Source organism: Bradyrhizobium zhengyangense (assembly GCF_022012555.1).
In the GTDB taxonomy this organism is placed as follows: domain Bacteria; phylum Pseudomonadota; class Alphaproteobacteria; order Rhizobiales; family Xanthobacteraceae; genus Bradyrhizobium; species Bradyrhizobium zhengyangense.
The window spans coordinates 567,910-593,352 of record NZ_JAKLTZ010000004.1 but is presented as its reverse complement, the minus strand read 5'-3'; the positions used below and the strand labels follow the sequence as shown (position 1 = coordinate 593,352).

Annotated in this window: 25 protein-coding genes and 1 pseudogene; 11 read left to right on the top strand and 15 right to left on the bottom strand. The window is 63.9% G+C overall.

What is annotated here, in order from left to right; genetic code table 11:
• Window positions 1-65: 65 nt before the first annotated feature.
• Together L6639_RS18370 and L6639_RS18365 are read right to left on the bottom strand one after the other, a co-directional pair.
• Window positions 66-908 (bottom strand): C40 family peptidase, encoded by an 843-nt coding sequence (locus L6639_RS18370; RefSeq protein WP_237863117.1) that lies wholly within the window; start codon window positions 906-908, stop codon window positions 66-68.
• Window positions 901-2,274, bottom strand: coding sequence for a leucyl aminopeptidase family protein (locus L6639_RS18365; protein ID WP_237863116.1), 1,374 nt, complete (start codon window positions 2,272-2,274; stop codon window positions 901-903). Before L6639_RS18365 ends, L6639_RS18370 begins: the two co-directional genes overlap by 8 nt.
• Before the next feature lie 201 nt (window positions 2,275-2,475).
• Between L6639_RS18365 and L6639_RS18360 the strand changes: the two genes are divergently transcribed.
• From L6639_RS18360 to L6639_RS18350, 3 genes are all read left to right on the top strand, one after another.
• Window positions 2,476-2,679: a hypothetical protein gene (locus L6639_RS18360; RefSeq protein ID WP_237863115.1), complete on the top strand. Its 204-nt coding sequence runs from the start codon at window positions 2,476-2,478 to the stop codon at window positions 2,677-2,679.
• A gap of 276 nt (window positions 2,680-2,955) precedes the next feature.
• Entirely contained in the window at window positions 2,956-4,461 is a 1,506-nt protein-coding gene (locus tag L6639_RS18355; RefSeq protein ID WP_237863114.1) for a metallophosphoesterase family protein, read from the top strand.
• Between the two features lie 71 nt (window positions 4,462-4,532).
• Complete coding sequence (locus L6639_RS18350) at window positions 4,533-5,348, top strand: tetratricopeptide repeat protein (protein WP_237863113.1); 816 nt, start codon at window positions 4,533-4,535, stop codon at window positions 5,346-5,348.
• Between the two features lie 130 nt (window positions 5,349-5,478).
• On the opposite strand, the gene L6639_RS18345 is transcribed toward L6639_RS18350, so the two are convergent.
• From L6639_RS18345 to L6639_RS18300, 10 genes are all read right to left on the bottom strand, one after another.
• Window positions 5,479-6,453, bottom strand: coding sequence for a type II secretion system F family protein (locus L6639_RS18345; protein ID WP_237863112.1), 975 nt, complete (start codon window positions 6,451-6,453; stop codon window positions 5,479-5,481).
• A 9-nt stretch (window positions 6,454-6,462) separates the two neighbouring features.
• Window positions 6,463-7,440 carry a type II secretion system F family protein gene (locus L6639_RS18340; protein WP_237863111.1) on the bottom strand — a complete coding sequence of 326 codons (978 nt, stop codon included), beginning with the start codon at window positions 7,438-7,440 and terminating at the stop codon, window positions 6,463-6,465.
• 16 nt (window positions 7,441-7,456) lie between these two features.
• Window positions 7,457-8,920 (bottom strand): TadA family conjugal transfer-associated ATPase, encoded by a 1,464-nt coding sequence (locus tag L6639_RS18335; protein WP_237863110.1) that lies wholly within the window; start codon window positions 8,918-8,920, stop codon window positions 7,457-7,459.
• A 21-nt stretch (window positions 8,921-8,941) separates the two neighbouring features.
• Window positions 8,942-10,207 carry a CpaE/TadZ family protein gene (locus L6639_RS18330; protein WP_237863109.1) on the bottom strand — a complete coding sequence of 422 codons (1,266 nt, stop codon included), beginning with the start codon at window positions 10,205-10,207 and terminating at the stop codon, window positions 8,942-8,944.
• Window positions 10,204-10,938, bottom strand: coding sequence for a CpaD family pilus assembly protein (locus L6639_RS18325; RefSeq protein ID WP_237863108.1), 735 nt, complete (start codon window positions 10,936-10,938; stop codon window positions 10,204-10,206). Before L6639_RS18325 ends, L6639_RS18330 begins: the two co-directional genes overlap by 4 nt.
• Window positions 10,939-10,959: 21 nt before the next feature.
• Window positions 10,960-12,435, bottom strand: coding sequence for a type II and III secretion system protein family protein (locus L6639_RS18320; RefSeq protein WP_237863107.1), 1,476 nt, complete (start codon window positions 12,433-12,435; stop codon window positions 10,960-10,962).
• 11 nt (window positions 12,436-12,446) lie between these two features.
• Window positions 12,447-13,238, bottom strand: a complete 792-nt coding sequence (gene cpaB, locus L6639_RS18315) for a Flp pilus assembly protein CpaB (RefSeq protein ID WP_237863106.1) — start codon at window positions 13,236-13,238, stop codon at window positions 12,447-12,449.
• 125 nt (window positions 13,239-13,363) lie between these two features.
• Window positions 13,364-13,888: an A24 family peptidase gene (locus L6639_RS18310; protein WP_237863105.1), complete on the bottom strand. Its 525-nt coding sequence runs from the start codon at window positions 13,886-13,888 to the stop codon at window positions 13,364-13,366.
• A 122-nt stretch (window positions 13,889-14,010) separates the two neighbouring features.
• Window positions 14,011-14,151, bottom strand: coding sequence for a hypothetical protein (locus L6639_RS18305; RefSeq protein ID WP_237863370.1), 141 nt, complete (start codon window positions 14,149-14,151; stop codon window positions 14,011-14,013).
• A gap of 78 nt (window positions 14,152-14,229) precedes the next feature.
• Window positions 14,230-14,394 carry a Flp family type IVb pilin gene (locus L6639_RS18300; RefSeq protein WP_129274995.1) on the bottom strand — a complete coding sequence of 55 codons (165 nt, stop codon included), beginning with the start codon at window positions 14,392-14,394 and terminating at the stop codon, window positions 14,230-14,232.
• A 256-nt stretch (window positions 14,395-14,650) separates the two neighbouring features.
• Between L6639_RS18300 and L6639_RS18295 the strand changes: the two genes are divergently transcribed.
• From L6639_RS18295 to L6639_RS18280, 4 genes and pseudogenes are all read left to right on the top strand, one after another.
• Window positions 14,651-15,478 carry a sterol desaturase family protein gene (locus L6639_RS18295; protein WP_237863104.1) on the top strand — a complete coding sequence of 276 codons (828 nt, stop codon included), beginning with the start codon at window positions 14,651-14,653 and terminating at the stop codon, window positions 15,476-15,478.
• Between the two features lie 143 nt (window positions 15,479-15,621).
• Window positions 15,622-16,125, top strand: a complete 504-nt coding sequence (locus L6639_RS18290; RefSeq protein ID WP_237863103.1) for a pilus assembly protein N-terminal domain-containing protein — start codon at window positions 15,622-15,624, stop codon at window positions 16,123-16,125.
• Window positions 16,126-16,349: 224 nt separating this feature from the next.
• A pseudogene (locus L6639_RS18285) lies at window positions 16,350-16,927 on the top strand (TadE/TadG family type IV pilus assembly protein).
• A 21-nt stretch (window positions 16,928-16,948) separates the two neighbouring features.
• Window positions 16,949-17,524 carry a TadE/TadG family type IV pilus assembly protein gene (locus L6639_RS18280; protein WP_237863102.1) on the top strand — a complete coding sequence of 192 codons (576 nt, stop codon included), beginning with the start codon at window positions 16,949-16,951 and terminating at the stop codon, window positions 17,522-17,524.
• A gap of 114 nt (window positions 17,525-17,638) precedes the next feature.
• On the opposite strand, the gene L6639_RS18275 is transcribed toward L6639_RS18280, so the two are convergent.
• From L6639_RS18275 to L6639_RS18265, 3 genes are all read right to left on the bottom strand, one after another.
• Window positions 17,639-17,851, bottom strand: coding sequence for a cold-shock protein (locus tag L6639_RS18275; RefSeq protein ID WP_057759442.1), 213 nt, complete (start codon window positions 17,849-17,851; stop codon window positions 17,639-17,641).
• Window positions 17,852-18,119: 268 nt separating this feature from the next.
• Window positions 18,120-18,410: a translation initiation factor IF-1 gene (gene infA / locus L6639_RS18270; RefSeq protein ID WP_008546913.1), complete on the bottom strand. Its 291-nt coding sequence runs from the start codon at window positions 18,408-18,410 to the stop codon at window positions 18,120-18,122.
• Window positions 18,411-18,433: 23 nt separating this feature from the next.
• Window positions 18,434-19,987, bottom strand: coding sequence for a DEAD/DEAH box helicase (locus L6639_RS18265; protein ID WP_237863101.1), 1,554 nt, complete (start codon window positions 19,985-19,987; stop codon window positions 18,434-18,436).
• Window positions 19,988-20,492: 505 nt separating this feature from the next.
• On the opposite strand from L6639_RS18265, the gene urtA reads away from it, so the two are divergent.
• The 4 genes from urtA (at window position 20,493) to urtD (ending at window position 25,441) form a co-directional block, all read left to right on the top strand.
• Window positions 20,493-21,815 (top strand): urea ABC transporter substrate-binding protein, encoded by a 1,323-nt coding sequence (urtA, locus tag L6639_RS18260; RefSeq protein WP_237863100.1) that lies wholly within the window; start codon window positions 20,493-20,495, stop codon window positions 21,813-21,815.
• A gap of 82 nt (window positions 21,816-21,897) precedes the next feature.
• The gene (urtB, locus tag L6639_RS18255; RefSeq protein ID WP_237863099.1) at window positions 21,898-23,508 is read left to right on the top strand and encodes an urea ABC transporter permease subunit UrtB; all 1,611 of its coding nucleotides are present in this window, start codon (window positions 21,898-21,900) and stop codon (window positions 23,506-23,508) included.
• Window positions 23,505-24,674, top strand: coding sequence for an urea ABC transporter permease subunit UrtC (gene urtC / locus L6639_RS18250; protein WP_237863098.1), 1,170 nt, complete (start codon window positions 23,505-23,507; stop codon window positions 24,672-24,674). The genes urtB and urtC overlap by 4 nt, the downstream gene beginning before the upstream one ends.
• A 5-nt stretch (window positions 24,675-24,679) precedes the next feature.
• Window positions 24,680-25,441, top strand: a complete 762-nt coding sequence (urtD, locus tag L6639_RS18245) for an urea ABC transporter ATP-binding protein UrtD (protein WP_014498216.1) — start codon at window positions 24,680-24,682, stop codon at window positions 25,439-25,441.
• Window positions 25,442-25,443: the final 2 nt, after the last annotated feature.

The following is a 25,443-nucleotide window of genomic DNA, read 5'->3' as shown; positions in this document are numbered from 1 at the left end:
CTCTTTCATCTGAAGAGGTCAGCTTGTGGATCAAAGCAGACGCGAGGTATTCTCGACGACGCGTGCTACAGCCGCTTGATCGCAACGACCTCGCTGCCGGCCGTCTTGATCCGCGCGACCGCCGGCTCGATCGGCTCGATCACCGTCGCCATGTGATACGCGTTGGCGTGAACCATCGTGCTGCCATCACGCACGATGGCGACATGGCCCTTCCAGAAGATCAGGTCGCCGCGTTGCAACTTGCTCTGCTCGTGCCGCTCCAGCGCGCGACCGAGGCCCGCCTGCTGCATGTCGCTGTCGCGCGGGCAGCCAATCCCGGCAGCCGTCAGCGAGGCCTGGACCAGACCGGAGCAATCGATGCCCAGGCTGCTCTTGCCGCCCCAGAGATAGGGCGTGCCGAGGAAGCGCTCGGCGACCGCGACGAAATCAGGCTCGCGATGGTCGAGCGGCGAAAGATGGGTCTTCGGCACGAATGTACCCTCGCGCGTGACGGCGAACATGCCATCCTCGCGCGCGATCGTGAGCTGCGATCCCAGCACCAGCGTATCATCAGGCGGCAGCTTGATCGACGCACCGGGAAAGGCGAGCGTCCGCAGTGCGGTCACCTTGTGCGTTGGCGCGGCTGCGGGCTTCATCAGCGCCGCATCCGGCAACCAGCCGACATAGCCGTCGCTGCCGAGCTGGCCCCAGGCCCAGCCCTCGCCGTTGCGATCGTAGACAGTGACGCGCTCGCCGCGCAGTGCTTCGGTCATCAGCATCGCGTTCGACGACGGCTGCTCGCGGACCGGCGCGATCGGCGCGATCACCTCGAACTCCTCGCCGGTGACGAAGCGATCGGCCTGCACCTTGCCTTCGAGATATTTCGCGGCGAGGTCGCTCCGCGCCGGTGTCAGCCTGAGATCATGCATAGCGCTCGCTCAGCACCTTGTAGATGGCGCGGGCGGCCTGGCACTCGCCGCCCTCGGGCCGCGCCGGCTTCGCCGACGGTGTCCAGCCATAGATATCCACGTGAAGCCAGCTCCTGGCCTGCTCGACGAAGCGTTGCAGGAACAGAGCGCAGGTGATCGAGCCGGCAAAGCCGCCCGACGGCGCGTTGGTGATGGTGGCGGTCTTGGAGTCCAGCCACGCATCGTAAGGCGGCCACAGCGGCATGCGCCACAAGGGATCGTTCTCCTGCGCCGCGCAGCGCGCGACGTCGGCGGCCAGCGTCTCATCATTGGTGTAAAAGGGCGGTAAATCCGGCCCCAGCGCAACGCGCGCAGCGCCCGTCAGCGTGCCCAAATCAATCAGCAGCTCGGGCTTCTCCTCGTCGGCCAGCGCCAGTGCGTCGGCGAGCACCAGCCGGCCTTCCGCGTCGGTATTGCCGATCTCGACGGTGATGCCCTTGCGGGAGGTGAAGATGTCGAGCGGACGGAAGGCATTGCCGGCGACGGCATTCTCCACCGCCGGGATCAACACGCGCAGCCGCACCTTCAGCTTCGCATCCATCACCATGCGCGCCAGCGCCAGCACATTGGCGGCGCCGCCCATGTCCTTCTTCATGATCAGCATGCCGCTCGACGGCTTCAAATCCAGCCCGCCAGTGTCGAAGCAGACGCCCTTGCCGACCAGCGTCACCTTGGGATGGGTGAGGTCGCCCCACCCGATATCGATCAGCCGCGGCGCGCGATCCGAGGCCATACCGACCGCGTGGATCAACGGGAAGCTCTTTTCCAGCTCCTCGCCGATGGTGCAGGCGTAGCTGGCGCCGTACTCGGCCGCGAGCGCTTGCGCGGCGGCGGCCAACTGCTCCGGCCCCATGTCGTTGGACGGCGTGTTGATGAGGTCGCGCGCCAGCATCGCAGCTTCCGCCATACGATCGATCTCGGCGACGTCGATGCCATCGGGCGGCACCAGGCGGGCGTCGGGTCTCTCGGCCTTGCGGTAGCGGGCGAAGCGATAGCACCCCAGCGCGAAGGCGAGCGCCGCCAGTCGTGCATCGTGCGGTGCATTGGCAAAGCGATAGGTGCCTGCCGGCAGCAGGCCTGGCAGGGCGCCGGGCCGGAACAGATCGCGCGATTTCGCGCCGTCGTCATCGAGGCCGAACAGCACCTGCGCAATCGCGCCGTCGGGCGCGGGCAGCGCGAGATAGCCGCCCGGCTTGGCGGCAAAGGCGCTCGCAACGGCGAACTGGCGCTGCGCCGGCGGTAGCGTCTCGCGCACGGCTTCCCAGCTCGATTTGGTGACGAAGGTGATTGGGGTGGCGGTCGAGGACGTCTCGAAGACGGAAGGCATTGGCGGGTCCGCAGGTCATTCGGTTGGAGGAGACTTCGCAGAGTTTTGCGGTGGCTGCAATCGGCTTTGCGGTCACCGTTCAGCGAGCCGCTACTCGCAGAGAAAGACCCATGCTAGGTTCCGGCAGTGGTCGCCAAGCAGGTCATCAGGGGCGCAGAGAACGCCCATGACCGACGACAATGCGTGCCGGGAGGAATTGCGATGGAATTTGTGTGGAGCGGGATCACATTCATTGGCCAGGCCATCGAGGCCGTCTTCGGCTATGTCGAGCATCACCATTGGGTCTTCGCATTCCTCGCCGGCGGCTACGTCTTCTATCTCCACGATCGCTCGGTCCACGCGCGATTCGACGCGCTCGACAAACGCATTGACGAGATCCGCAAGCGTCTCGCCATCGAATATTGATCGAGCTTCCCGAAACAATCCGCGGCCGGCGCTCGTATCTTGGTCGAGAACCGCGGTTCATGCGTGCGTTGCCGCAGGGCTTTACTAGCGTTTCGGTTGTGGCATTATTGACAAATACTTTTTAGGTTGTGTGATGCGTTTCTGCACGTACCGAGCGCAACAGCGCCGTTGAATTCCTGATGATACCGATCCGGGTTGTGACCTGACTGAGCTCTTCGTCGTAGGCATTTCTCTCAATCGTTTGGGCGACGCAGCATTCGCATTGAGCGGCGCAGTATGAATAGATCGTTTGTCATTGCGCAGATCTCCGACCTGCACCTGGACGGGTCAGGCCGGCTGCTTCCGACAATCGAGGCGCTCACCGCCGCCATGCGCGAGCGGATGGCGCGCTTTATGGATGTGCCTGATCGGGTCCTGCTGATCACGGGGGACATCGTGAATGATCCGACGCCGCGTTCGCTCGAGGAGGCGGTCGCTGTCATCGCGTCGTTCCGGCAGAGCGGCCTGTTCACCGACATCCAGGCCGTTGCCGGCAATCACGACGCCAAGCGTCCGAGTAAGCCGGGCGGCCGGCACGATGCCTACGACTATCTGCATCTGCCGCGAACCTCGAAGAGCGTCTATTACCGTCAGGCTGGTCTCGACCTGATGCTGCTCGATTCCAACAGCGCCAGCCTGACGGCGCTCGCGAGCGGCCATGTCGACGAGCAGGCCTATCATGCGATGGTCGCACGGTCTGCTAGGCTCAGCGTCGAGCTCGCGGGGACCGTCGGTTCAGCCGGGCGGGCGGATTATTCAGAGCCGACGGAGAACCTGGTCCGTGTGCTGGCGCTGCATCATCATCCGCTGCCGCAGGCGACCGGCGAAGGCAAACGGTTCCTCGGTGCCGCCGACGAGCCGCTGATGTATCTCGCAGCGCCCGCCACCTTTCTCGAAGCGGCGACCTCGCTCAATGTCACCATGGTGCTGCACGGGCACCGGCATGTCGAGGGGCTTACCCGCTATTCGATTCCCGATCCGCGTGCGACGCGAAGGGGCAGCGAGGATTTCTGGCGCACGATCTACGTGCTGTCCTGTCCGTCCTCGACCGGGCAGGGTGGCGACGATGCCGGCTTCAACATCATCCATTTCGGCGCGGCGCCCGCGGCGGACCGGCCCGACTACCTGATCTCGATCGCCCGCTATTCGCGGCCGCGCAACGATAGCGCCTTCAGCCCGCTCGATTCGAACATGCCGGATGGGCTCATCAGCCTTCCGGTCGGGCGAGATCTGTCCCGAGACCCCGCCATTCAGTCGGCGATCGAGATTGCCTCGTGGGCGTCGCTGGATTGGGATCAGGTTCTGCTGCTCGCACGCCGATTGCTGTCGCGCTCTGCCTTCTATGATGACGGAGGGCAGGGCTGGACGGATTGTCTCTATACCTACCTCGTGACGTCCCATGCCTTGGCCGACCTCGATCGCAAGCTCGACAGGTCTGTCCAGAGGCGCCATGTCGCGGCGCTGGCAGAAGCCAGAGCTTTGCTTCGCGAACTGATCGGATTATCCGCCGACATGCTCGACATCGACCCCGCCACGCTCGACGAGCTCCGGGCCGTCAGGCTGATCAATCGTGATGACCTCAAGCGCCGATGGCCGGCGCTGCCGCGCGAGGATGGCGACGTCGAGGAGAGGGCGCGGCAGCGGCTGCAAGTGCTGCGGAGCTTGAACGACCAGGTGAAGCTGCTCGGTCTCGATCTGGACCTCGGCGGTGAGGCGCCGCCGCAGGCCAGCATACCGCGTTAACCGGCCATTAGGGTTAACAGTCTATTGCTGGCGCGTTCGGCTCGATCAATCCGCTCGAGAGTCAAGGCGTCATGCGTCAACGGTTCCGTCCTGTCCGGCTTCTTGCGTCAGCCTCGCTGATCGCGCTGGTGGCCGCCAGCCTCGGCGGCTGCACGGCAATGTCCAAGCTTTCCGACGTCACCGGCTCGATCGGGCCGAAGGCGGAGGCTGCTGCGCCGGCCGATCCTGCGCGCGCCGTCGAGGTCTATGGCGAGCGCTATCGTGCCAATCCGAAGGATGCCGACACGGCGCTGGCCTATGGCCAGGCGCTGCGCGCCAACGGCCAGCACGCCCAGGCCGCGGCCGTGCTGGAACAGGCGACTCTCGCCAATCCCGGCAACAAGGCGCTGCTGGCGCAATACGGTCGCGCGCTCTCCGACGTCGGCAATTTCCAGCAGGCCTTCGACGTGCTGTCGAAGGCACATTCGCCCGACAATCCGGACTGGCGCCTGCTCTCGGTGCAGGGCACCTGCCTCGACCAGCTGGGCCGTCACGACGAGGCGCGCGCCTATTATGCGAGCGCGCTCAAAATCGCGCCTGACGATCCCGGCGTGCTCTCCAATCTCGGCCTGTCCTACATGCTGTCGCGCGATCTGCCCAAGGCGGAGGAGGCGCTGCGGCAGGCTTATGCCTCGCCGCGGGCGAGTTCGCGGGTGCGGCAGAATCTCGGCCTGGTGGTCGGCCTCCAGGGCCGCTTCGCGGAAGCCGAGACCATCGTGAAGGCGGACCTGCCGCCGGACCAGGCCGCGGCCAATGTCGCCTATCTGAAGGAGATGCTGAGGCGCAACGACAATCCGCGCGGCGCGCCGAAGCGGACGCCGGTCGCTTCCCTCAGCCAGCCCGGCTGATTCGCCGCCTTTGGCGCGATGATGTGAATTTCATCCGATAATTCAGACGTTTGCCGCAACCCGCATGCCACCGAGCCGGCGATTGGCCGGCTACTGTGCATGGGGTTGTTTTCGCAGTTTTGTTTCCGCGTCAGTGCAATTCGGAGATCTTGATGCCGGTCGGTCCGAGAATGACGACGAACAGCACCGGCAGGAAGAACAGGATCATCGGCACCGTCAGTTTCGGCGGCAGCGCGGCGGCCTTCTTCTCGGCTTCGTTCATGCGCATGTCGCGGTTTTCCTGCGCCATGACGCGCAGGGATTGCCCGAGCGGGGTGCCGTAGCGTTCCGCCTGCTGAAGCGCCAGACAGACCGACTTGACGCCTTCCAGCCCGGTGCGCTTGGCCAGGTTTTCGTAGGCGACCTTGCGGTCCTGCAAATAGGACAGCTCGGCCGTGGTCAGGGTGAACTCCTCGGACAGCGCGATCGACTGGCCCACGATTTCGGTGGCGACCTTGCGAAACGCCATTTCCACCGACATGCCGGATTCGATACAGATCAGCAGCAGGTCGAGCGCATCGGGAAAGGCGCGCTTGATCGAGAGCTGGCGCTTGGAGATCGCATTCTTCAGGAACAGCATTGGCGCCTGGAGGCCGAGATAGGCCGCGCCGACGCAGATGCCGATCTTGATCGGCATCGGGCGGTCCATATGGGCGATCAGGAAGACATAGACGATCGAGCCGACGAACAGCACGATAGGGGCGACCAGGCGGGCGAACAGGAACGTGACATAGGGCGCATGGCCGCGATAGCCGGCCATGATCAGCTTGTCGCGCGCGGCCTCCTGCGCCAGCCATTTGGTGAGATTGAAATCCTCGACCACCTTCGAGACGAGCTGCTTGGGGGTCTGGCGTAGCGAGACCTTCTCGCTCTTGTTGAGGCGTTCGCGCTCGCGCTGCCGGATGCGCTCGCGTTCGCTCGCCACCGCCTTCATGCGCTTGGCAAGGCCCTCGCCGGCGAACATCGGCATCACCAGCGTGTAAACGGTGGCGCTGGCAGCGATGGCTGCCAGGAGCATGGTCATGAAGTGGGCGTCATGCAGTTTCGTAACGAGGAACTCGACCATGCGGCACCGTTAGAAATCGAAGTTGATCATCTTCTTCATCACCATGATGCCGACAGACATCCAGACGACGCAGCCGACCAGCATGAGCTGGCCGGTGGGATGGGTCCACAGCAGGGAGATGTAACCGGGGGTCGTGAGGTAGACGAGGAACATCACGATCGGCGGCAGCGAGCCGATGATGCCGGCCGAGGCCTTGGCCTCCATCGACATCGCCTGGATCTTTTCCTTCATCTTCTTGCGGTCGCGCAGCACCTTGGAGAGGTTGCCCAGCGCTTCGGAGAGGTTGCCGCCCGACTTCTGCTGGATCGACACCACGATGCCGAAGAAGTTGGCCTCCGGCAGCGGCATGCGATCGTAGAGCCGCGAGCAGGCCTCGCCGAGCGGCATGCCGATCGCCTGTGTCTCGATGATGGCCAGGAACTCGCTGCGTAGCGGCTCCGGCGCGTCAGCCGCGACGACCTTGATGGACTCGAACAGCGGCAGTCCGGCCTTGATGCCGCGGACGATGACGTCGACGGCGTCGGGAAGCGCCGCCAGGAACTTGTTCTCGCGACGCTTCTTCAGGAAGCCCAGCGCCCAGCGCGGCAGGCCCAAGCCGCCGGCAAAGGCAAGTCCGGCCGCGCCGAGCAGGCCGCCGCCACCAAACAGCGCGCCGAAGAAAAACACACCCGCCACGACGCCGGATACGATCCAGAATTTCTGTGTGGTCCAGTCGAGCCCCGCCTGCGACAGGCGAATGTTGAGCGGGACGCTCTTCTCCTGCGCCCGCCTCGCCTCGAGGTCCTTGAGCGAGCTCTCGACCTGCTCGCGGCGTGAGCGCTGGCTCTTCTCCGCCTGCTTGGCAGCGGGCGCATCGGCGCGCGCGATCGAGGCGCGCCGACCTTCGGCCTTTCGCTCGCCAGACAGCAGCGGATAGAGGAAGACCCAGGCGATGCCGCCGACAGCGGCGGTGGCGAGGAAGGCGAGGGCGAGGACCTGAATGTTCATGGCTGCGCCGGCCTGCTCACGTGTTCGGTTTCTTTTCCGCGGCGTCGAGCGCAGCGGCAAGGCGTTTCTCTTCGCCGTAGTAGCGGGCGCGTTCCCAGAATTTCGGGCGACCAATGCCGGTCGAGCGATGCTGGCCAATGATCTTGCCGTTGGCGTCCTCGCCGATCAGGTCGTAGAGGAAGATGTCCTGGGTGATGATGGTGTCGCCTTCCATGCCCATCACCTCGGTGATGTGGGTGATGCGGCGCGAGCCGTCGCGCAGACGCGCGGCCTGGACGATGACGTCGATCGAGGCGCAGATCATCTCGCGGATCGTCCGCGACGGCAGCGAAAAGCCGCCCATCGTGATCATGGATTCGCAGCGTGACAGCGCTTCGCGGGGATTGTTGGCGTGCAGCGTTCCCATCGAGCCGTCGTGGCCGGTGTTCATGGCCTGGAGGAGGTCGAAGGCCTCCGGGCCGCGGACTTCGCCGACGATGATGCGTTCGGGCCGCATACGCAGGCAGTTTCGCACCAGCTCACGCATCGTGACCTGGCCTTCGCCCTCGATGTTGGGCGGGCGGGTTTCGAGCCGCACCACATGGGGCTGCTGCAGTTGCAGTTCGGCCGCGTCCTCGCAGGTGATGACGCGCTCGTCATGCTCGATGTAGTTGGTGAGACAGTTGAGCAGGGTGGTCTTGCCCGAGCCGGTACCGCCCGAGATCAGCACGTTGCAGCGGACGCGCCCGATGATCTGGAGGATCTCCGCGCCCTCAGGCGAGATCGCGCCGAATTTGACCAGCTGATCCAGCGTCAGCTTGTCCTTCTTGAACTTGCGGATGGTGAGCGCGGGGCCGTCGATTGCGAGCGGCGGCACGATGGCGTTGACGCGGGAGCCGTCGGCAAGGCGCGCGTCGCAGATCGGCGAGGATTCGTCGACGCGCCGGCCGACCTGGCTGACGATGCGTTGGCAGATGTTGAGGAGCTGCTGGTTGTCGCGGAAGCGGATACCGGTCCGCTGGATCTTGCCGCTGACTTCGATGAAGACCGTACCGGCGCCGTTCACCATGATGTCGGCGATGTCGTCGCGGGCGAGCAGCGGCTCGAGCGGGCCGTAGCCGAGCACGTCGTTGCAGATGTCGTCGAGCAGCTCTTCCTGTTCGGCGATCGACATCACGATGTTCTTGATCGCGATGATCTCGTTGACGATGTCGCGGATTTCCTCACGCGCCGATTCGGAATCGAGCTTGGCGAGCTGGGCGAGGTCGATGGCCTCGATCAGCGCGCCAAAGATGGTCGCCTTGACTTCGTAATAATTGTCCGAGCGGCGGGTTTCCATCACCGGCGGAGGCCGGGAGGGGGCGAGCGGCGGGGACGCGACCACCGGCGGGGGCGGCGCGCGCGACACCGTCGGCGCCGGAGCCGAGGCAGGCTCTGGCGACACGGCGCCGGGCTTGGGAGCCCGAAAGTCGGTGTCTGTTCCGCTACGCTTACCGAACACTTAACAACTCCATGCGGCGGCTTATCTTCCCCGCAACTTCTCAATCAGCGGTGAAAGCAAGGACGACTTTTGTTTCTTCGTCTCGCTCCGGCCGGTCAGGCGCTGGGCGATCTGGAGGAACATCTCGATAGACTTATGGTTCGCGGAGATTTCCGCGATCATCTGGCCGTTGTTGGCGGCTGCGCCGAAGATTTGCGGCTCGAACGGGATCGAGACGACCGGCTGGCTCTCGATCGCCTTGGCGAATTCGGTGGCGGCGATCTCCGGCCGCTTGGGAACGCCGACCTGGTTGAGGCAGTACAGCGGCGGGCGGTCGTTGGGACGGGCGGCCTTCAAGAGATCGAACAGGTTCTTGGTATTGCGCAGATTGGCGAGATCGGGCGCCGCCACGATCAGGATGTCATCGGCGCCGATGAGGGCGCGCTTGGTCCAGCCCGACCATTGATGCGGGATGTCCAGCACGATGCAGGGCATGGTCGAGCGCAGCGTGTCGAACACGGCGTCGAAAGCGTCGGTGCCGAAATCATAGACCCGGTCGAGCGTCGCCGGCGCCGCCAGCAGGCTGAGATGGTCCGTGCATTTCGACAGCAGGCGGTCGATGAAGGCGGTATCGACGCGATCCGGCGAGAACACGGCATCCGCGATGCCCTGCGGCGGATCCTGGTTATAGTCGAGCCCGGCTGTGCCGAAAGCAAGGTCGAGATCGGCGACCACGGCGTCCATCGCGAGGTCGCGAGCGATGGCCCAGGCGACGTTGTGGGAAATGGTGGAGGCGCCGACGCCGCCCTTGGCGCCGACCACGGCGATGATGCGGCCGACCGCCTTGGCTTCCGGCGCCGAGAACAGATTGCAGATCGAGCGCACGACGTCGATCGCGCCGACCGGCGCGAGCACGTAGTCGCTGACGCCGCGGCGCACCAGCTCGCGATAGAGCATGACGTCGTTGATGCGGCCGATGACGACGACGCGGGTACCGGCGTCGCAGACGGTGGCGAGCTGGTCCAGCCCGGCCAACAGATCGTTGCGGGCGTCGCTCTCGAGCACAATTACATTCGGCGTGGGTGCCGAGCGGTAAGCTTCGATTGCAGCCGCCATACCGCCCATCTGGATCTTCAGATGGGCCTTGCCGAGGCGGCGATCCTCGCCGGCCGATTGCACGGCTGCGGCGGTCTCGACGGTTTCGCAAAAGGCCTGGACCGAGACGCGCGGCGCAGGCGCAATATGCTCCTCGACCGGCGGTGGGATCTCCGGCTGCTCTTCCTGAGTCTGGCGCGCGTAGTTGATCATTTGCCGGTGTCGCTGAGTTTGGCCTTTTCGGCCTCGGGATAGGAGATCGCCGTCGGCGTGCCCTTGCGGTATTTCTCGAAGGCGGCAGTGCGTCGCGCGGTGTAAACAGGAGTTTCAGGCCGCGGCTGCTCGAGGTCCGACGGATTGTCGACCATGGCCGCCATGTTGCGCTGATAGGCGCAGCCGAAATTGTAATAGTCCTTGTTCTCGAACCAGCTCTTGTTCTTCATCGAGGGGCCGATGTCCTCTGGCCAAAGGCCACACGGGCCTGCGACCGCCGCAACCTTCGAATAAGTCAGTCGGATCGGCGGCAGGAAGCGCTTGTCTTCGGGCTGGTAGGGGCGGGCGATGATGCCGCGCGGGGGGACGCCCCCGGCCGCCAGCATCGCCTGAATCTCACGCATGGATTCTGCGACCGGGCGCGCATTGGGCGTTCCCGTGGGCACGTCGATATGAATGGCGCCGGTACCCTCGTGCATCCAGGTCGACGCCAGGCCCATCACGTCGGCGCGCTGGGCCGCGGTCAAGCCGCCGCGGGCGTGACCGACGAAAACGACGATCGAGCGGTTCTGCTCCTCGATCGCGATAGGGTGACGTTGCTTGTAGTCGTCGGGAATGGACGCCGTTGCCACCTCGTCATGCTGGCAGCCGCCGAGCGCAAGCGCGATACCGACGAGCACGCCGCCGAGGCCGGCGGTGCGGCGGCGGTTCTGGGGTCGTGTTGTGATCATGACTTAAGTCCCCGTTCCGCCTCAGTCGGTGATGAAGCCGTAAGTGCCGCGGTAGTTCTTGGCCGGCTCGGTCCGGCCCGGCACGCCATAGATGCGGTTGATATTGCCGATCAACTCGGCCTGCGGATCGGCTGGCGCCGAGAAACCGTCATCCGGCCGCGAGAGGTCTTTTGGCGACGTCGCGCGCACGATGTAGGGCGTCACGATCACGACCAGCTCGGTCGAGTTGTTGACGAAGTCGCGGCTGCGGAACAGCGTGCCGAGAATTGGCAGCTGCATCAAACCGGGCAATCCGCTGACCGCCTGCTTGGTCTGCTGCTGAATCAGGCCGGCCATCGCCATGGCGCCGCCGGAGGGAATTTCGAGCGAGGTCTCGGCGCGGCGGGTCCTGATCGAGGGGACGGTCACCGAGTTCACCGAGGTCGAGGTGACGGCCTGCGACAGCGTGATCGCGTTGTCGTTGGAGAGTTCCGACACCTCGGTCATCACCCGCAGGCTGATCTTGCCTTCGGTCAGCACCACGGGCGTGAAATTGAGCGAGATGCCGAACTTCTTGAAGCTGATCTGGGTGGTACAGACATGCGTGGTGGGATCGCAAGCATAGCCTGCCGGCACCGGGAATTCGCCGCCGGCGATGAACGTCGCGGACTCGCCGGAGATCGCGGTCAGGTTCGGCTCGGCCAGCGTACGGATCACGCCTGCGGTTTCCATCGCACGCAGGGTGGCCTGCACGGAGGGGCCTCCGCCGAACTTTGCGCTCAGGCTGTTGCCGTCCACGAGATTGTGGCCAAGCGCGGTGAACGGGTTCGAGTTGGTGAAGCTCACCACCGAGGTGCCGTAGTTGAGGTTCGCGGTGAGATCGATGCCGAGCTGCTTGACGATGGTTCGCGCGACTTCCGCAACGGTCACCTTCAGCATGACTTGGTCGCGGCCGCGGACAATGATTGAGTTCACCACCTTGTCGGCGCCCCCGGCAAGGCGCGCGGCGAGGTCGTTGGCCTGCTGTGCTTCGACCGGGTTGGCCGCGGAGCCGCTCAGGACCACGCCGTCGCCGAGGCCGTCGATCTGGATGTCGGAATTGGGCAGGATCTGCTTCAGCGCTGCGCGTACGCCGTTAAGGTCGCGCTTGACCGCGATGTCATAGGCGGCGATCTGCTGACCGGCGGAATCGAAGAACACGATGTTGGTCTGGCCGACCGTGGCGCCGATGATGTAGGCGCGCTGGGACGAGCGGACCACCGCATTGGCGATCTTGGGATCAGCGACGAGCACGTCCTTGATGTCGCGGGGCAGGTCGATCACGATCGACTTGCCGACGCCGAGCGAAAGGAAGCGCGCGTTCATCTGGTCATCGGCCGCAACCTGTGCCGCCGGACGGTAGTCCGCGGCGATCACGGGCGTCAGCGCGGGGTTGAGCGTCAGCGCGAGAGCGGCCGAGAACGACAGGGCGCGGACCATGGAGGTCCGCATCGTCGCCAGATTTGCCCTGCATTTCATATCGACTGTCCTCATCGTGCCTTCGCAGCCTGACTTTGAATGCCGTAGCGAATGATCGAAACGCCGTCGCGCTGCTGCGCGGATTCATCAAGCGTGATCTCGGTCGTCTTGACGTCGGCAATGCTGCGCAGCGCCAGCGACAGTGTCCCGGCCTGGCGTCCGGAGGACAGCACCTTGGTCTGCGCGGAATCGAGTTCCAGGGTCACGGTCTTGCCGACCACCGCGTTCTGGCCGTCTTTCTCCTTCGGCGCCTGGTCAATGGCCAGCACGCGGACATTGGTCAGGAGGATCTCGGACGTGACGATGTCCTGTCCGCCCGGGTCCGGGTTCTTGAGGCGGCGCGTGAGCAGCACGTCAACGCGATCGTTGGGCAGGATGAAGCCGCCGGCGCCGGTCTCCGGTGAGATTTCGGTCGAGATGGCGCGCATGCCGGTCGGCAGGATCGCAGCCATGAAGCCGGAACCATCGGCTTTGACCAGCTTCTGGTCGCGGATCGGTTCACCCTGGATGAAAGGGGCGCGCGCAATCGAACCAGTGACTTGGGTCGCGCCGTCGGGGCGCTCGTTGCGGCGAATGAAAGTGGCGCTGGCGGTCGCCGTCGGCCAAGTCTGCCACTGCACGTCGTCCGGCTTCAGGGTCTGTCCGAGGCCGATGTCGTTCTTGGCGACCAATACGTCGGTGGTGGGAAGCTGCGCGACCGGAGCCGCCGGAGGCGGGGCAGAGTCCGAGCCGCTCGCCAGGTACGCAGCGATGCCGCCGGCGCAGATGGCGACCGTCAGGACGACTATGCGTGCCCTATTCATACGCTTCACTTTCCACAAAACGCTGCGACGCTGCCGCCGCCGTAATCGGCAGTTGACCAGCTATTCGTCAAAGCATGGTTAATGAGGCGTATCTAAATCGCCTTAACGCCGGGTTATCGCGGCGTTCAGCGCAGTGCGAGGTGAGCGAGGTCGATCGCTCTCACCCATTCGGTCTCGGGGTAGACCAACAGCGCGCCAAGCGCGAGCGCGATGCCGTAGGGAATGCCGGTCTGCTTGTCGTGGAGCCGTGCGAGCCAGGCCTGGCCGGCAAGTCCGTAAGGGAGTGGCCATTGCCGGAACTGAAGCAGGAGCAGTGTCAGCGCCCCGCCGAACAGCGAGGCGTAGAGCAGGAAGTCCATCAATTGGGCGAAGCCGAACCACAGCGCCACGGCAGCTGCGACCTTGGCATCGCCCCCGCCCATCCAGCCCAACGCAAAGCAGGTAAACGCCACGACGAGGAGCAGCGCGCCGGCGCCGACATGGCTCAGCATCTCGTAAGGTGCCATGCCACCGGCGAAGGCGAGCATGAAGAAGCCCGCGACCAGCGTCAGCGACACCCGGTTCGAGATCGTCATCGTGAAAAGATCGCTGGCGGCCGCGAACGCCATCAGGGCCGGGAAGAGCAGGAGGCGCGCGAGGTCGAGTGTCATGGGCTGCGTCTGGAGGCCTGGGTCCTTCGCCGGATCGGGCGTCGGCGCATGCTAAAAGGCAGTGTTAAACAAACCGACAACAGGCGCGGAAGCCTCGGAACGACAACCGCGTGCCGGCGGTCTCACCATATGCTGGCGACGCGCATCGCCAGCATGACCGTGGCGAGCAGCAGTGCAAGGCAGACCCAATAGGCCGAGGCATCGCCGCGCGCCGTGCCCGTCTCGGTCGCCGCAATTGCGGCATCGGTTCTGTGTTTACGCAACGCCACTGGAACTCGCCGTGTCCTTAAAAAACAAAGGCCCCGGAAGACCGGGGCTTTTGCCGTCGTTCGTCGCTCGGCTTACTTCAGCGAGGTGCTGATCGAGCCGAACTTGGTGTTCAGCGTGCTGCCGAGGTTGTTGACGACGGTGATGATGGCCAGCGCGATGCCGGCGGCGATCAGACCGTATTCGATGGCGGTGGCGCCGGATTCATCCTTGGCGAAACGCGCAATCAGGTTCTTCATGAACTAAACTCCATCTGGTTGAGGTCGCCTCGTTCGGCGCTGTCTTGACGCACCGACCATGTGAGCCGAGCTCTTTCGGCGGGGTTAATTCAATCGCTCAAACCCGTCGCGTGCGCGATGCTTTTGGCCAGAGTGAATTTCACCTTAAGGCGCTCGCTGTAATTCGTTCCAGTTCCGAACGCGGCGTCAACTTCACCCTCCTTTAAATTTCGCGGCGTAGTCATAAGTGGATCAGCAGCCCGGAAGAGACGCGATGATGTCGAGCCTGCCCATGCAAGTCGCCTTGATGCTCGGCGAGACCATAGAGAAGGTGATCCCGGTCACCTTCATGCTCGCGGTGGTCTTCACGGTGCTCGAGCATTTCTGGGCGTGCAATCCCGGTCCGGCATGGTGGCGCAAGCGCGAGATCGTGACCGATATCTGCTACTGGTTCTTCGTTCCGGTGTTCGCCCGCACTATGCGGATTGGTCTCCTGATCGTCACCGCCGGCGTCGTCTTCAACATCCACGATGCGGACGAACTGATCGCCTTCTACGACAACGGCCACGGCCCGCTGTCGCAACTGCCGCTCTGGCTGCAGGGCGTGCTGTTCCTGGTCGCGTCCGACTTCATGCTGTACTGGCTGCACCGGCTGTTTCATGACGGTGGGTTCTGGAAATACCATGCGATCCACCACTCCTCGGAAGAAATCAGCTGGATTTCGGCGGCCCGCTTTCATCCGGTGAATCTGATGCTCGGAACGATCGGCGTCGACGTTGTGCTGCTGATGGCCGGCATATCGCCGAACGTGATGATCTGGGTCGGCCCGTTCACGACCTTCCACTCGGCCTTCGTGCACGCCAATCTGAACTGGACCTTCGGTCCGTTCCGATACGTGCTGGCGACGCCGGTGTTCCACCGCTGGCACCATACGGCGCTCGAAGAGGGCGGTGACACTAATTTTGCCGGCACCTTCCCGATCTGGGACGTGCTGTTCGGCACCTTCCGCATGCCGAAGGGCGAGCTCCCGCAGGATTATGGCAAGGACGAAGCGACCATGCCGAAGGAGATCGCCGGCCAGCTCGCCTATCCGTTCCGCCACTAGGCTGGCGATAAAACGCAAGTCCGTTAGAACAATAGTCGGCGAATTTGCGGAACGTTCACGAATTACAGGCAGGTTAACCGGGTCGGGCGCCGGCTCCGCTCTCTGATCGATTCTGCCGGTTTGTGACGTCCCGGGGTAAGAGTATGCGTAAAGAGTTTCTGCGCCGCCATGCGCGCGTCTGTTTCCTGGCTGCGGCTGCGATGCTGGCATCGCCGGCGATCGGCCTCGCCGAGCCCACCGTCGACACCATCGCCGTCAATGTCGACCAGGCCAAGCTGGTGCGCTTGCCCGGCAAGGTCGCCACGATCGTGGTCGGCAATCCCCTGATCGCCGACGTGACGCTGCAGGCTGGCGGGATGATCGTGGTAACCGGTAAGGGTTACGGCGCCACCAACTTCATCGCCCTCGATCGCGGCGGCGAGATCTTGGTCGACCGGCAGATCCAGGTCGAAGGCCCGAGCGACCGGCTCGTCACCGTCTATCGCGGGATCGAGCGGGAGTCCTATAGCTGCATGCCGCTCTGCCAGCGCCGCGTCACGCTCGGCGACAGCGACCAATACTTCAACACCACGATGAACCAGGCCGGCACGCTGAGCAGCAATGCCAGCGGAAACGCCAGCGCGGCTGCGGCTGCCAAGACAAATTAACAAGACGACCTAATACGGCGACTGACACCACGGACGGGACCATCCGGTCCCGCCCGCCGTCGTCGGCGACGTACTTTCTGCTTTCCCCCTCTCCGCGCTCCCGGCGTGGTTAACCAGATGTTAACGACCCGGTCCCGTTCGGCTCGAATATCAGAAACATTTAGACAATCAGCTTCCGATATTGATCGAAGCGGTTGATCGCTGCCGCCGGGGAATTCAACGCGATGCCATCGCCCGTAGCTTCGAGATTCGCGTTCCGGACTGCACTGCGACGGTTTCGCGGCAACCGCGGTGGATCGGCGGCGGTCGAGTTCGCGCTGATCGCACCGATCTTCTTCGGGCTGCTGTTTGCCATCATCGAGGCGGCGCTGGTGTTCTTCTCGAGCCAAGTGCTCGAGACCATCACGCAGAATTCCGCGCGCGTGGTGCTGACCGGTCAGGCGCAGTCGGGTTCGGTGGCGCCTGCGCGGTGAGCGGCGTCGCTTCGCCTTGCACGCAGGCGACGTTCAAGACCTACGTCTGCAGCCAGATCCCGGCGCTGTTCGACTGCAACAGCCTGTATGTCGACGTCACGAGCTCCTCGTCCTTCTCGGCGGTAACGCTGCCGACGCATCTCGATGCGGCGTGCAATTTCGACACCAACATGAGCTACAGCGCCGGCAACGCCGGCGATATCGTGGTGGTCCGGCTGTTCTATCAGTGGCCGCTGTTCGTGACCGGGCTCAGCTACAACATCGGCTGCGGCGGCACGAAGAAGCGGCTGCTCGTGGCAACCGCCGCGTTCAAGAACGAGCCTTACTAGGACAACGGATCGGGCAGGGCGATGCGGGCGATTGCAGGATTCTGGCGGACGGCCCGCTTCTCCGCGTACGAATTCCTGGTCGACGGCAGAGGTCTTGCCGCGACCGAATTCGCGGTGATCGTTCCGCTGATGCTGGTAATGCTCTTCGGTACCGTCGAATTCTCGTCAGCCATAGCGATCGATCGCAAGGTGACGCTGATGGCGCGGACGCTGTCGGACCTCACCTCGCAGTCGACGACTGTCGCCGACACCGACATGACCAATTTCTTCGCGGCCTCGACCGCTATCATGACGCCTTATGACGCGACTCCCGTGTCCGCGACGATCACCGAACTGTACGTGGATTCGACGCAGACGGCGCATGTGCAGTGGAGCAAGGGGTCGGCTCCGCGGGCGCAGAGATTCACCGTCTCGATTCCCACGACACTCGCGATCGCCGGCACCTATCTGATCTTCGGCGAGGTCAGCTACACCTACACGCCGTCGGTCGGCTACGTGCTCAAGAATTTGATCACCCTGAGCGACGTCGCCTACACGCGCCCGCGGCGGTCCGCCTGCGTCTATTACAGCCCGGACACGTCCTGCACGACCTATTGAGCTCATCTGTTCTTCGGGCATGAAAAAAGGCCGTGCAGTCCGCACGGCCTTTTCCGTTGTTTGCTTGCGTTCAAGCTGATCCGGTAGCGCGCCCCTCAGGGCACGCGTTGGATGTCAGCCTGCATCGCGGAGATTGTCGGCAGCCGACTTGCCGGACCGGCGATCGGCGACGATCTCGTAGGAGACCTTCTGGCCTTCGCGCAGCGAGCCGAGGCCGGCACGCTCGACGGCGCTGATGTGAACGAACACGTCCTTGCCGCCGTCGTCGGGCTGGATGAAGCCATAGCCCTTGGTCGCGTTAAACCACTTCACGGTTCCCATGCTCACGGGGGTAGTCCCTTCTCAGATACACAATGGTCGAGCCCGCTCACGCAGGCAGGTTAGATCGAATTTTTGGAAGGGTCGTCAGCGTGTCTGAACCGGCTGTACCGGTGGATGCTAATGTCGTCCGGCCGAAAATCGATTAATTCATTTTATTGGAATCAAGGCCTCAAAACAATCCGGACGTGCACGATTTTTTGATCCGCCGTGATGTCCACGGCGGATCAGCATACAGGTCAGCATTTTAATTCCGCGCCCAGGCGGGCGAGGCCGATCAGCGGCGGCGGAACTGGCCGCCGCGCTGGGGGCCGCCGCGCGGCGGTCCACCGGCGGTTGCCGGCCGTTCGTCCTTGTGGCGGAAAATCAGCCGGCCCTTTTCGAGGTCGTAGGGCGACATTTCCACCGTCACGCGGTCGCCCGCCAGCGTCTTGATGCGGTTCTTCTTCATCTTGCCGGCAGTGTAGGCGACGATCTCGTGCCCGGCGTCGAGCTGCACGCGGTAGCGCGCGTCGGGGAGGATTTCGGTGACCAGTCCTTCGAACTGGATCAGCTCTTCCTTAGCCATGAATTTCTCCAGGTCGTGGACGGCTAGTGCGAATGGGGTTTGCGGTTCGGGTGGCCGTTCGGCCGACTCTCACGGCGCAAAAAGGCCACGCCTTGTATCCCATCGGACGCTCCCGCGCTATGCGCGGAACGCTGTTCCGGGCGTTCGTTTGGCGAAGAATGCACCTTACCACCGGAGCGGCGACGGCGGGACCCCTTCGAGCCGTTTCCGGGCCTTCCGTCCACATGCCGCGCCTCGCCGTGACGGCCTTCGCCGGGCCGCCCGTCGCTCGGCTTGCCGGAGCTGTGATGGCGTCCGTCGGCATGTCTCTCATCGCTACGCCGTCCGTCGCCATGCCGTGCGCCTTGCGGACGCTGGCCCGGGCGGCCGCCCGGCCGGCCCTGACGTTGTTGCTGGGGTGGAGGAGCGCCCGCGTCGCGGCGGCCGGCATCTGTGCGGAGATCCTCGCGCGGCAGCGCCACCTTGATCAGCCGTTCGATGTCACGGAGATAGCTGAGTTCCTCGCCGCCGGCGACCAGCGAGATCGCGGTGCCGTCGGCGCCGGCGCGCGCGGTGCGGCCGATCCGGTGCACATAGGTCTCCGGGACGTTGGGCAGGTCGTAGTTGATGACGTGGCTGATGCCATCGACGTCGATGCCGCGAGCGGCGATGTCGGTGGCGACCAGGGTGCGGATTTCGCCGGAGCGGAACTGCGCGAGCGTGCGCTCGCGATGGTTCTGCGACTTGTTGCCATGGATGGCGCTGGCGGGGATGCCGGCCCGCTCCAATGTCTTCACCACCTTGTCGGCGCCGTGCTTGGTGCGGGTAAAGACCAGCGCGCGGTTGATCGGCTCGTCCTTCAGCAGCTTGGTCAGGAAGGTGGCCTTGGCCGAGAAATCGACCTGGATGATGCGCTGGTTGATGCGCTCGGCAGTCGAGGAGACCGGGGTCACAGCGACGCGCGCGGGATCACGCAGCATGGAATCGGCGAGCTCGGCGATGTCCTTCGGCATGGTGGCGGAGAAGAACAGCGTCTGCCGCTTGATCGGGAGTTTCGCAACGATTTTGCGGATGTCGTTGATGAAGCCCATGTCCAGCATGCGATCGGCTTCGTCGAGCACGAGGAACTCGACGCTGCCAAGCTTCAGTCCGTTGCTCTGCACGAGGTCGAGCAGGCGGCCTGGGGTGGCAACCAGCACGTCGACGCCCTGCATCAGGGCGCGGACCTGGCGGCCCATCGGCACGCCGCCGATGGCGAGCGTCGAGGACAGGCGGATGTGGCGGCCATAGGCGTTGAAGCTGTCGAGGATCTGCCCCGAAAGCTCGCGGGTGGGCGACAGCACCAGCACGCGGCAGGTCTTGGGCTGCGGCTTGATGCGGTTCTCGAGCAGGCGGTGCAGGATTGGCAGCGCGAAGGACGCGGTCTTGCCGGTGCCGGTCTGGGCGATGCCGACGACATCGCGGCCGGTCAGCGCCGTCGGGATCGTCTGGGCCTGGATGGGGGTGGGGGTGACGTAATTCTCTTCGGCGAGAGCACGTGCGATGGGTTCGGCGAGGCCGAAGTCCTGAAACGAAGTCAAAAGATGGGTTCTTTCCATGTCAAATGCGGTCGGCCCGACGCAATCAGCGGGGCGCGCGCATAAGGGTGTCGAGAAGACACCTGCGTGTTTGGGGTGTCGGATGGCTTGGATGATATGGGGCAAGCCAGAGGCCCGGAGGGGGCTTAAGAACACGCGGCTCGCAACGACCGCTCGATTCGCGAGCGATCTCGTCACCTATATGGAACATTGACGGGGCGCTTTCAAGGCGGACCGTCTACTGGCGTCGATTGCGGTGCAAAAATAGTTATGCCGGAATTTTAGCCAGCGGCCCTATCTTGCTCAAAAAATGGACTGATTGCCGCATAAGCATACATTTTATTCGCTCAAATTTTGAGCAGCCGGACTGCGGCTAAAGTTTGATTGCGGCAAAATTATCTAGACTGAGCAAACACTTGGCAGGTGCCCAAGCCATGGCACGGTTCTTGCGATTCCGTTAATCGCAGGCGGCCGTGGGGCCGTTTCGCAGCGTTTTTCACGTCTGCGTCAGGGAGATGATAGATCCATGCCTACCAAATCCATTCACGATATAGCGGCATCATTTAGCCGCCGCGGCGTGCTCGCCGCGACCACCGGACTGTTGCTCGGTCTGGCGTCCATTTCCGGCGCGAAGGCCGCGGACGACACCATCAAGGTCGGCGTCCTGCACTCCCTCTCCGGCACCATGGCCATCAGCGAAACCACGCTGAAGGACACCATCCTCTTCCTCATCGACGAGCAGAACAAGAAGGGCGGCGTGCTCGGCAAGAAGCTCGAGGCCGTCGTCGTCGATCCCGCCTCGAACTGGCCGCTGTTCGCCGAAAAGGCGCGCGAGCTGATCACCAAGGACAAGGTCGCGGTCGTGTTCGGCTGCTGGACCTCGGTGTCGCGCAAGTCGGTGCTCCCGGTATTCAAGGAGCTCAACAACATCCTGTTCTACCCCGTCCAGTACGAGGGTGAAGAGTCCGAGCGCAACGTGTTCTACACCGGTGCTGCGCCGAACCAGCAGGCGATCCCTGCCGTCGACTACCTGATGAAGGAAGAGAAGGTGAAGCGCTGGGTGCTCGCGGGCACCGACTACGTCTATCCGCGCACCACCAACAAGATCCTGGAAGCCTACCTGAAGTCGAAGGGTGTCGCCCAGGAAGACATCATGATCAACTACACGCCGTTCGGTCACTCCGACTGGCAGACGATCGTGGCCGACATCAAGAAGTTCGGCTCGGCCGGCAAGAAGACCGCGGTGGTCTCGACCATCAACGGCGACGCCAACGTCCCCTTCTACAAGGAGCTCGGCAACCAGGGCATCAAGGCGAAGGACATCCCGGTGGTCGCGTTCTCGGTGGGTGAAGAAGAGCTCGCCGGCATCGATACCAAGCCGCTGGTCGGCCATCTCGCCGCCTGGAACTACTTCGAGTCGATCAAGACCCCGGCGAACGAGAAGTTCATCAAGGACTGGCAGGCCTACACCAAAAACCCGAAGCGCACGACCAACGATCCGATGGAAGCCCACGTGATCGGCTTCAACATGTGGGTCAAGGCCGTCGAGAAGGTGAAGTCGACCGATCCGGACAAGGTGATCGACGCGCTTCCCGGCATCGAGGCTGCGAACCTGACTGGTGGCACCTCGAAGATGCTGCCGAACCACCACATCACCAAGCCGGTGTTCATCGGCGAGATCAAGGGCAACGGCCAGTTCGACGTGGTCTGGAAGACCCCGGGTCTCGTGGCGGGCGACGCCTGGTCGAAGGAGCTCGATGGCTCCAAGGACCTGATCGGCGACTGGGTCGGCAAGAAGTGCGGCAACTTCAACACCAAGACCAACAAGTGCCTCGGCTCCGGCTCCTGATCCGGATCTGACGTTCGACTGCACGACGGGAGAAGACGGTTATTCCGCCGTCTTCTCCCCACTTCTGCCGGGGTGATCCACAGTGCCAACCAAATTGTCCGCCCGTTTCTGCAGCTTTGTCCTTTCGCTGTTTCTGATCGCGTTCGCACTGCCGGCCTTTGCCGGTCCGTTCGAGGATGCGGTCGCCAAATTCGCAAACGACGATTTTTCCGACACGGATGAGGCAATCGGCGTGGTCGCAGGCAGCGGCAACAAGCTCGCCTTTCCGATCATCAGCGCGCTCCAGGACGGCCGTCTCATGGCCGATCCTGACACCAAGAAAGTTTACGTCACCGGCACCGACGGCAAGTCGATCGACGCCGCGACCGGCGAGGCCGTCGCTAGCGTGCCTGACAGCGCCAGCGCCGTCCGCCTCAACAACCGTCTGCGCCGCAGCGTCGATGCTGCGCTCGGCAGCCTGACGCTGCAGTCGCCCGATCTCGTTGCGCGCCTGCAGGCCGCGCAATCCGTATTCAAATCGCATGAAGAGACCGCGCTGGATCCGGTCGAAGGCGCGCTTGCCAAGGAAACCAATAAATCGGTCAAGACCGCACTCGGCGAAGCGCGTGCGGCGATCCTGCTGTTCAAGTCCGACGCGACCGAAGTGCAGAAGCTCGAGGCGGTCGCGACCATCAAGGCGCGTGGCGATCAGGACGCGCTGGCGCTGCTCTCCGACATCGGCACCGATCAGCCGGCCTCCGTCGCAAAGGCTGCGACGAGTGCGATCGGCTCGATCCAGAGCTCGCTGGCGGTCTGGTCTTCGGTGCAGAATGCCTGGTACGGGCTGTCGCTCGGCTCGGTGCTGCTGCTCGCCGCGATCGGGCTTGCCATCACCTTCGGCGTGATGGGCGTCATCAACATGGCCCATGGCGAGATGGTGATGATCGGCGCCTACACCACCTTCGTGGTGCAGGAGGTGATCCGCACACGCTATCCCGCTTTGTTCGACTATTCGCTGCTGATCGCCGTGCCGCTCGCCTTCCTCGTCGCCGGTGGCATCGGCGTGCTGATCGAGCGCAGCATCATCCGCTTCCTCTATGGCCGGCCGCTGGAGACGCTGCTCGCGACCTGGGGCCTGTCGCTGGTGCTGCAGCAGGCGGTGCGCACCATGTTCGGTCCGACCAACCGCGAGGTCGGCAATCCTTCCTGGATGAGCGGTGCGTTTGAGCTCGGCCAGATCACCATCACCTATAACCGGCTCTGGATCCTGTGCTTCACGCTGGCGGTATTCGTGATCCTGCTCGCAATGCTGCGCTACACGGCGCTGGGCCTCGAGATGCGTGCCGTGACGCAAAACAGGCGCATGGCGGCCTCGATGGGCATCGCCACGTCTCGCGTCGATGCGCTGACCTTCGGGCTCGGCTCGGGCATTGCCGGCATCGCCGGCGTTGCGCTGTCGCAGATCGACAATGTCAGTCCCAATCTCGGCCAGAGCTACATCATCGACAGTTTCATGGTCGTGGTGTTCGGAGGGGTCGGCAATCTCTGGGGCACACTGGTCGGCGCCTTCACGCTCGGCGTCGCCAACAAGTTCCTGGAGCCGGTCGCCGGCGCCGTGCTCGGCAAGATCGCGATCCTGGTCCTGATCATCCTGTTCATTCAAAAGCGGCCGCGCGGCCTGTTCGCGCTCAAGGGCCGTGCGGTGGAAGCATGACCCCTCACATGCTGACGCGATCGCTGGACCGCGGCGCGACCATATTCCTGTTGGTTGTTGCCGCGCTGGGCGTGCTGATCCCGCTGTCCAACCTGCTGCTGCCTGCAGGCTCGTTCCTGCAGGTGCCGACCTATCTGGTCGCGCTGTGGGGCAAATATGTCTGCTACGCCATCCTGGCGCTCTCGATCGACCTGATCTGGGGCTATTGCGGCATTCTCTCGCTCGGCCACGGCGCCTTCTTCGCGCTCGGCGGCTACGCCATGGGCATGTATCTGATGCGGCAGATCGGTACCCGCGGCGTCTACGGCAATCCGATCCTGCCCGACTTCATGGTGTTCCTGAACTACTCGAAGCTGCCCTGGACCTGGTACGGCTTCGACATGTTCTGGTTCGCCGCGCTGATGGTGCTGTTCGTGCCGGGCCTGCTCGCCTTCTGCTTCGGCTGGCTAGCCTTCCGCTCCCGCGTCACCGGCGTGTATCTGTCGATCATCACCCAGGCGATGACCTACGCGCTGCTGCTCGCCTTCTTCCGCAACGACTTTGGTTTTGGCGGCAATAACGGCCTGACCGACTTCAAGGACATTCTGGGCTTCAATGTCCAGGCCGAAGGCACCCGCGCGGCACTGTTCGCGCTGAGCTGTCTGGCGTTGATCCTCGCCTTCCTGATCTGCCGCTCGGTCGTGTCCTCCAAGCTCGGCAAGGTGTTGATTGCAATCCGCGACGCGGAATCGCGCAGCCGCTTCCTCGGCTACCGCGTCGAATCCTACAAGCTGTTCGTGTTCACGCTGTCGGCCTGCATGGCCGGCGTCGCCGGCGCGCTCTATGTGCCGCAGGTCGGCATCATCAATCCGAGCGAGTTCGCGCCGGGCAACTCGATCGAGGCGGTGATCTGGGTCGCGGTCGGTGGGCGCGGCACGCTGGTCGGTGCTGCGCTCGGTGCCATCGTCGTCAACTACGCCAAGACGTTCTTCACCTCAGGCGTGCTGGCGCCGTACTGGCTGTTCATGCTGGGCGCGCTGTTCATCCTGGTGACGCTGCTGTTGCCCAAGGGCATCGTCGGTACCTTCAGCGCCTGGCGGGAACAGGCGAGGGAGAGGCGCCCGGCCGCGACGACTGCGAGCGCGGCGGCCGAAGACGGCATCACCGAACCAAAGATGGCGGAGTAGCGGTCATGAACGTCATGGATACCCGCGCGACCTCCGCGATGCTCTATCTCGACGGCGTGCACGTCTCGTTCGACGGCTTCCACGCCATCAACAACCTGTCGCTGACGCTTGCGCCCGGCGAAATGCGCGCCATCATCGGTCCGAACGGCGCCGGCAAGACCACGATGATGGACATCATCACCGGCAAGACCAAGCCGGACGAGGGCACGGTGCTGTTCGATGGCGTCACCGATTTGACGCGTCTCGACGAGACCCGCATCGCCGAGCTCGGCATTGGCCGCAAATTTCAGAAGCCGACGGTGTTCGAGAGCCAGACGGTTCAGGACAATCTACTGCTGGCGCTCAATGTCGACCACAGCGTCAAGGGCACGCTGTTCTGGCGCGGCAGCAGGGCCGAATCCGAGCGCATCGACAAGGTGCTGGAGACGATCCGCCTCACCGACGCCCGCAACCGCCTCGCCGGCAGTCTCAGCCACGGCCAGAAGCAATGGCTCGAGATCGGCATGCTGCTGGCGCAGGACCCGAAGCTGCTCCTCGTCGATGAGCCGGTCGCCGGCATGACCGACGTGGAAACGCACCTCACCGCCGAGCTGCTCAAGGAGATCAACAAGACCCACACCGTCATGGTGGTCGAGCACGACATGACGTTCGTGCGCGAGCTCGGGGTCAAGGTCACCTGCCTGCATGAAGGCACCGTGCTCGCCGAAGGAACCATCGACCAGGTCTCGTCCAACGAGCGGGTCATTGAAGTCTATCTGGGACGCTGAGC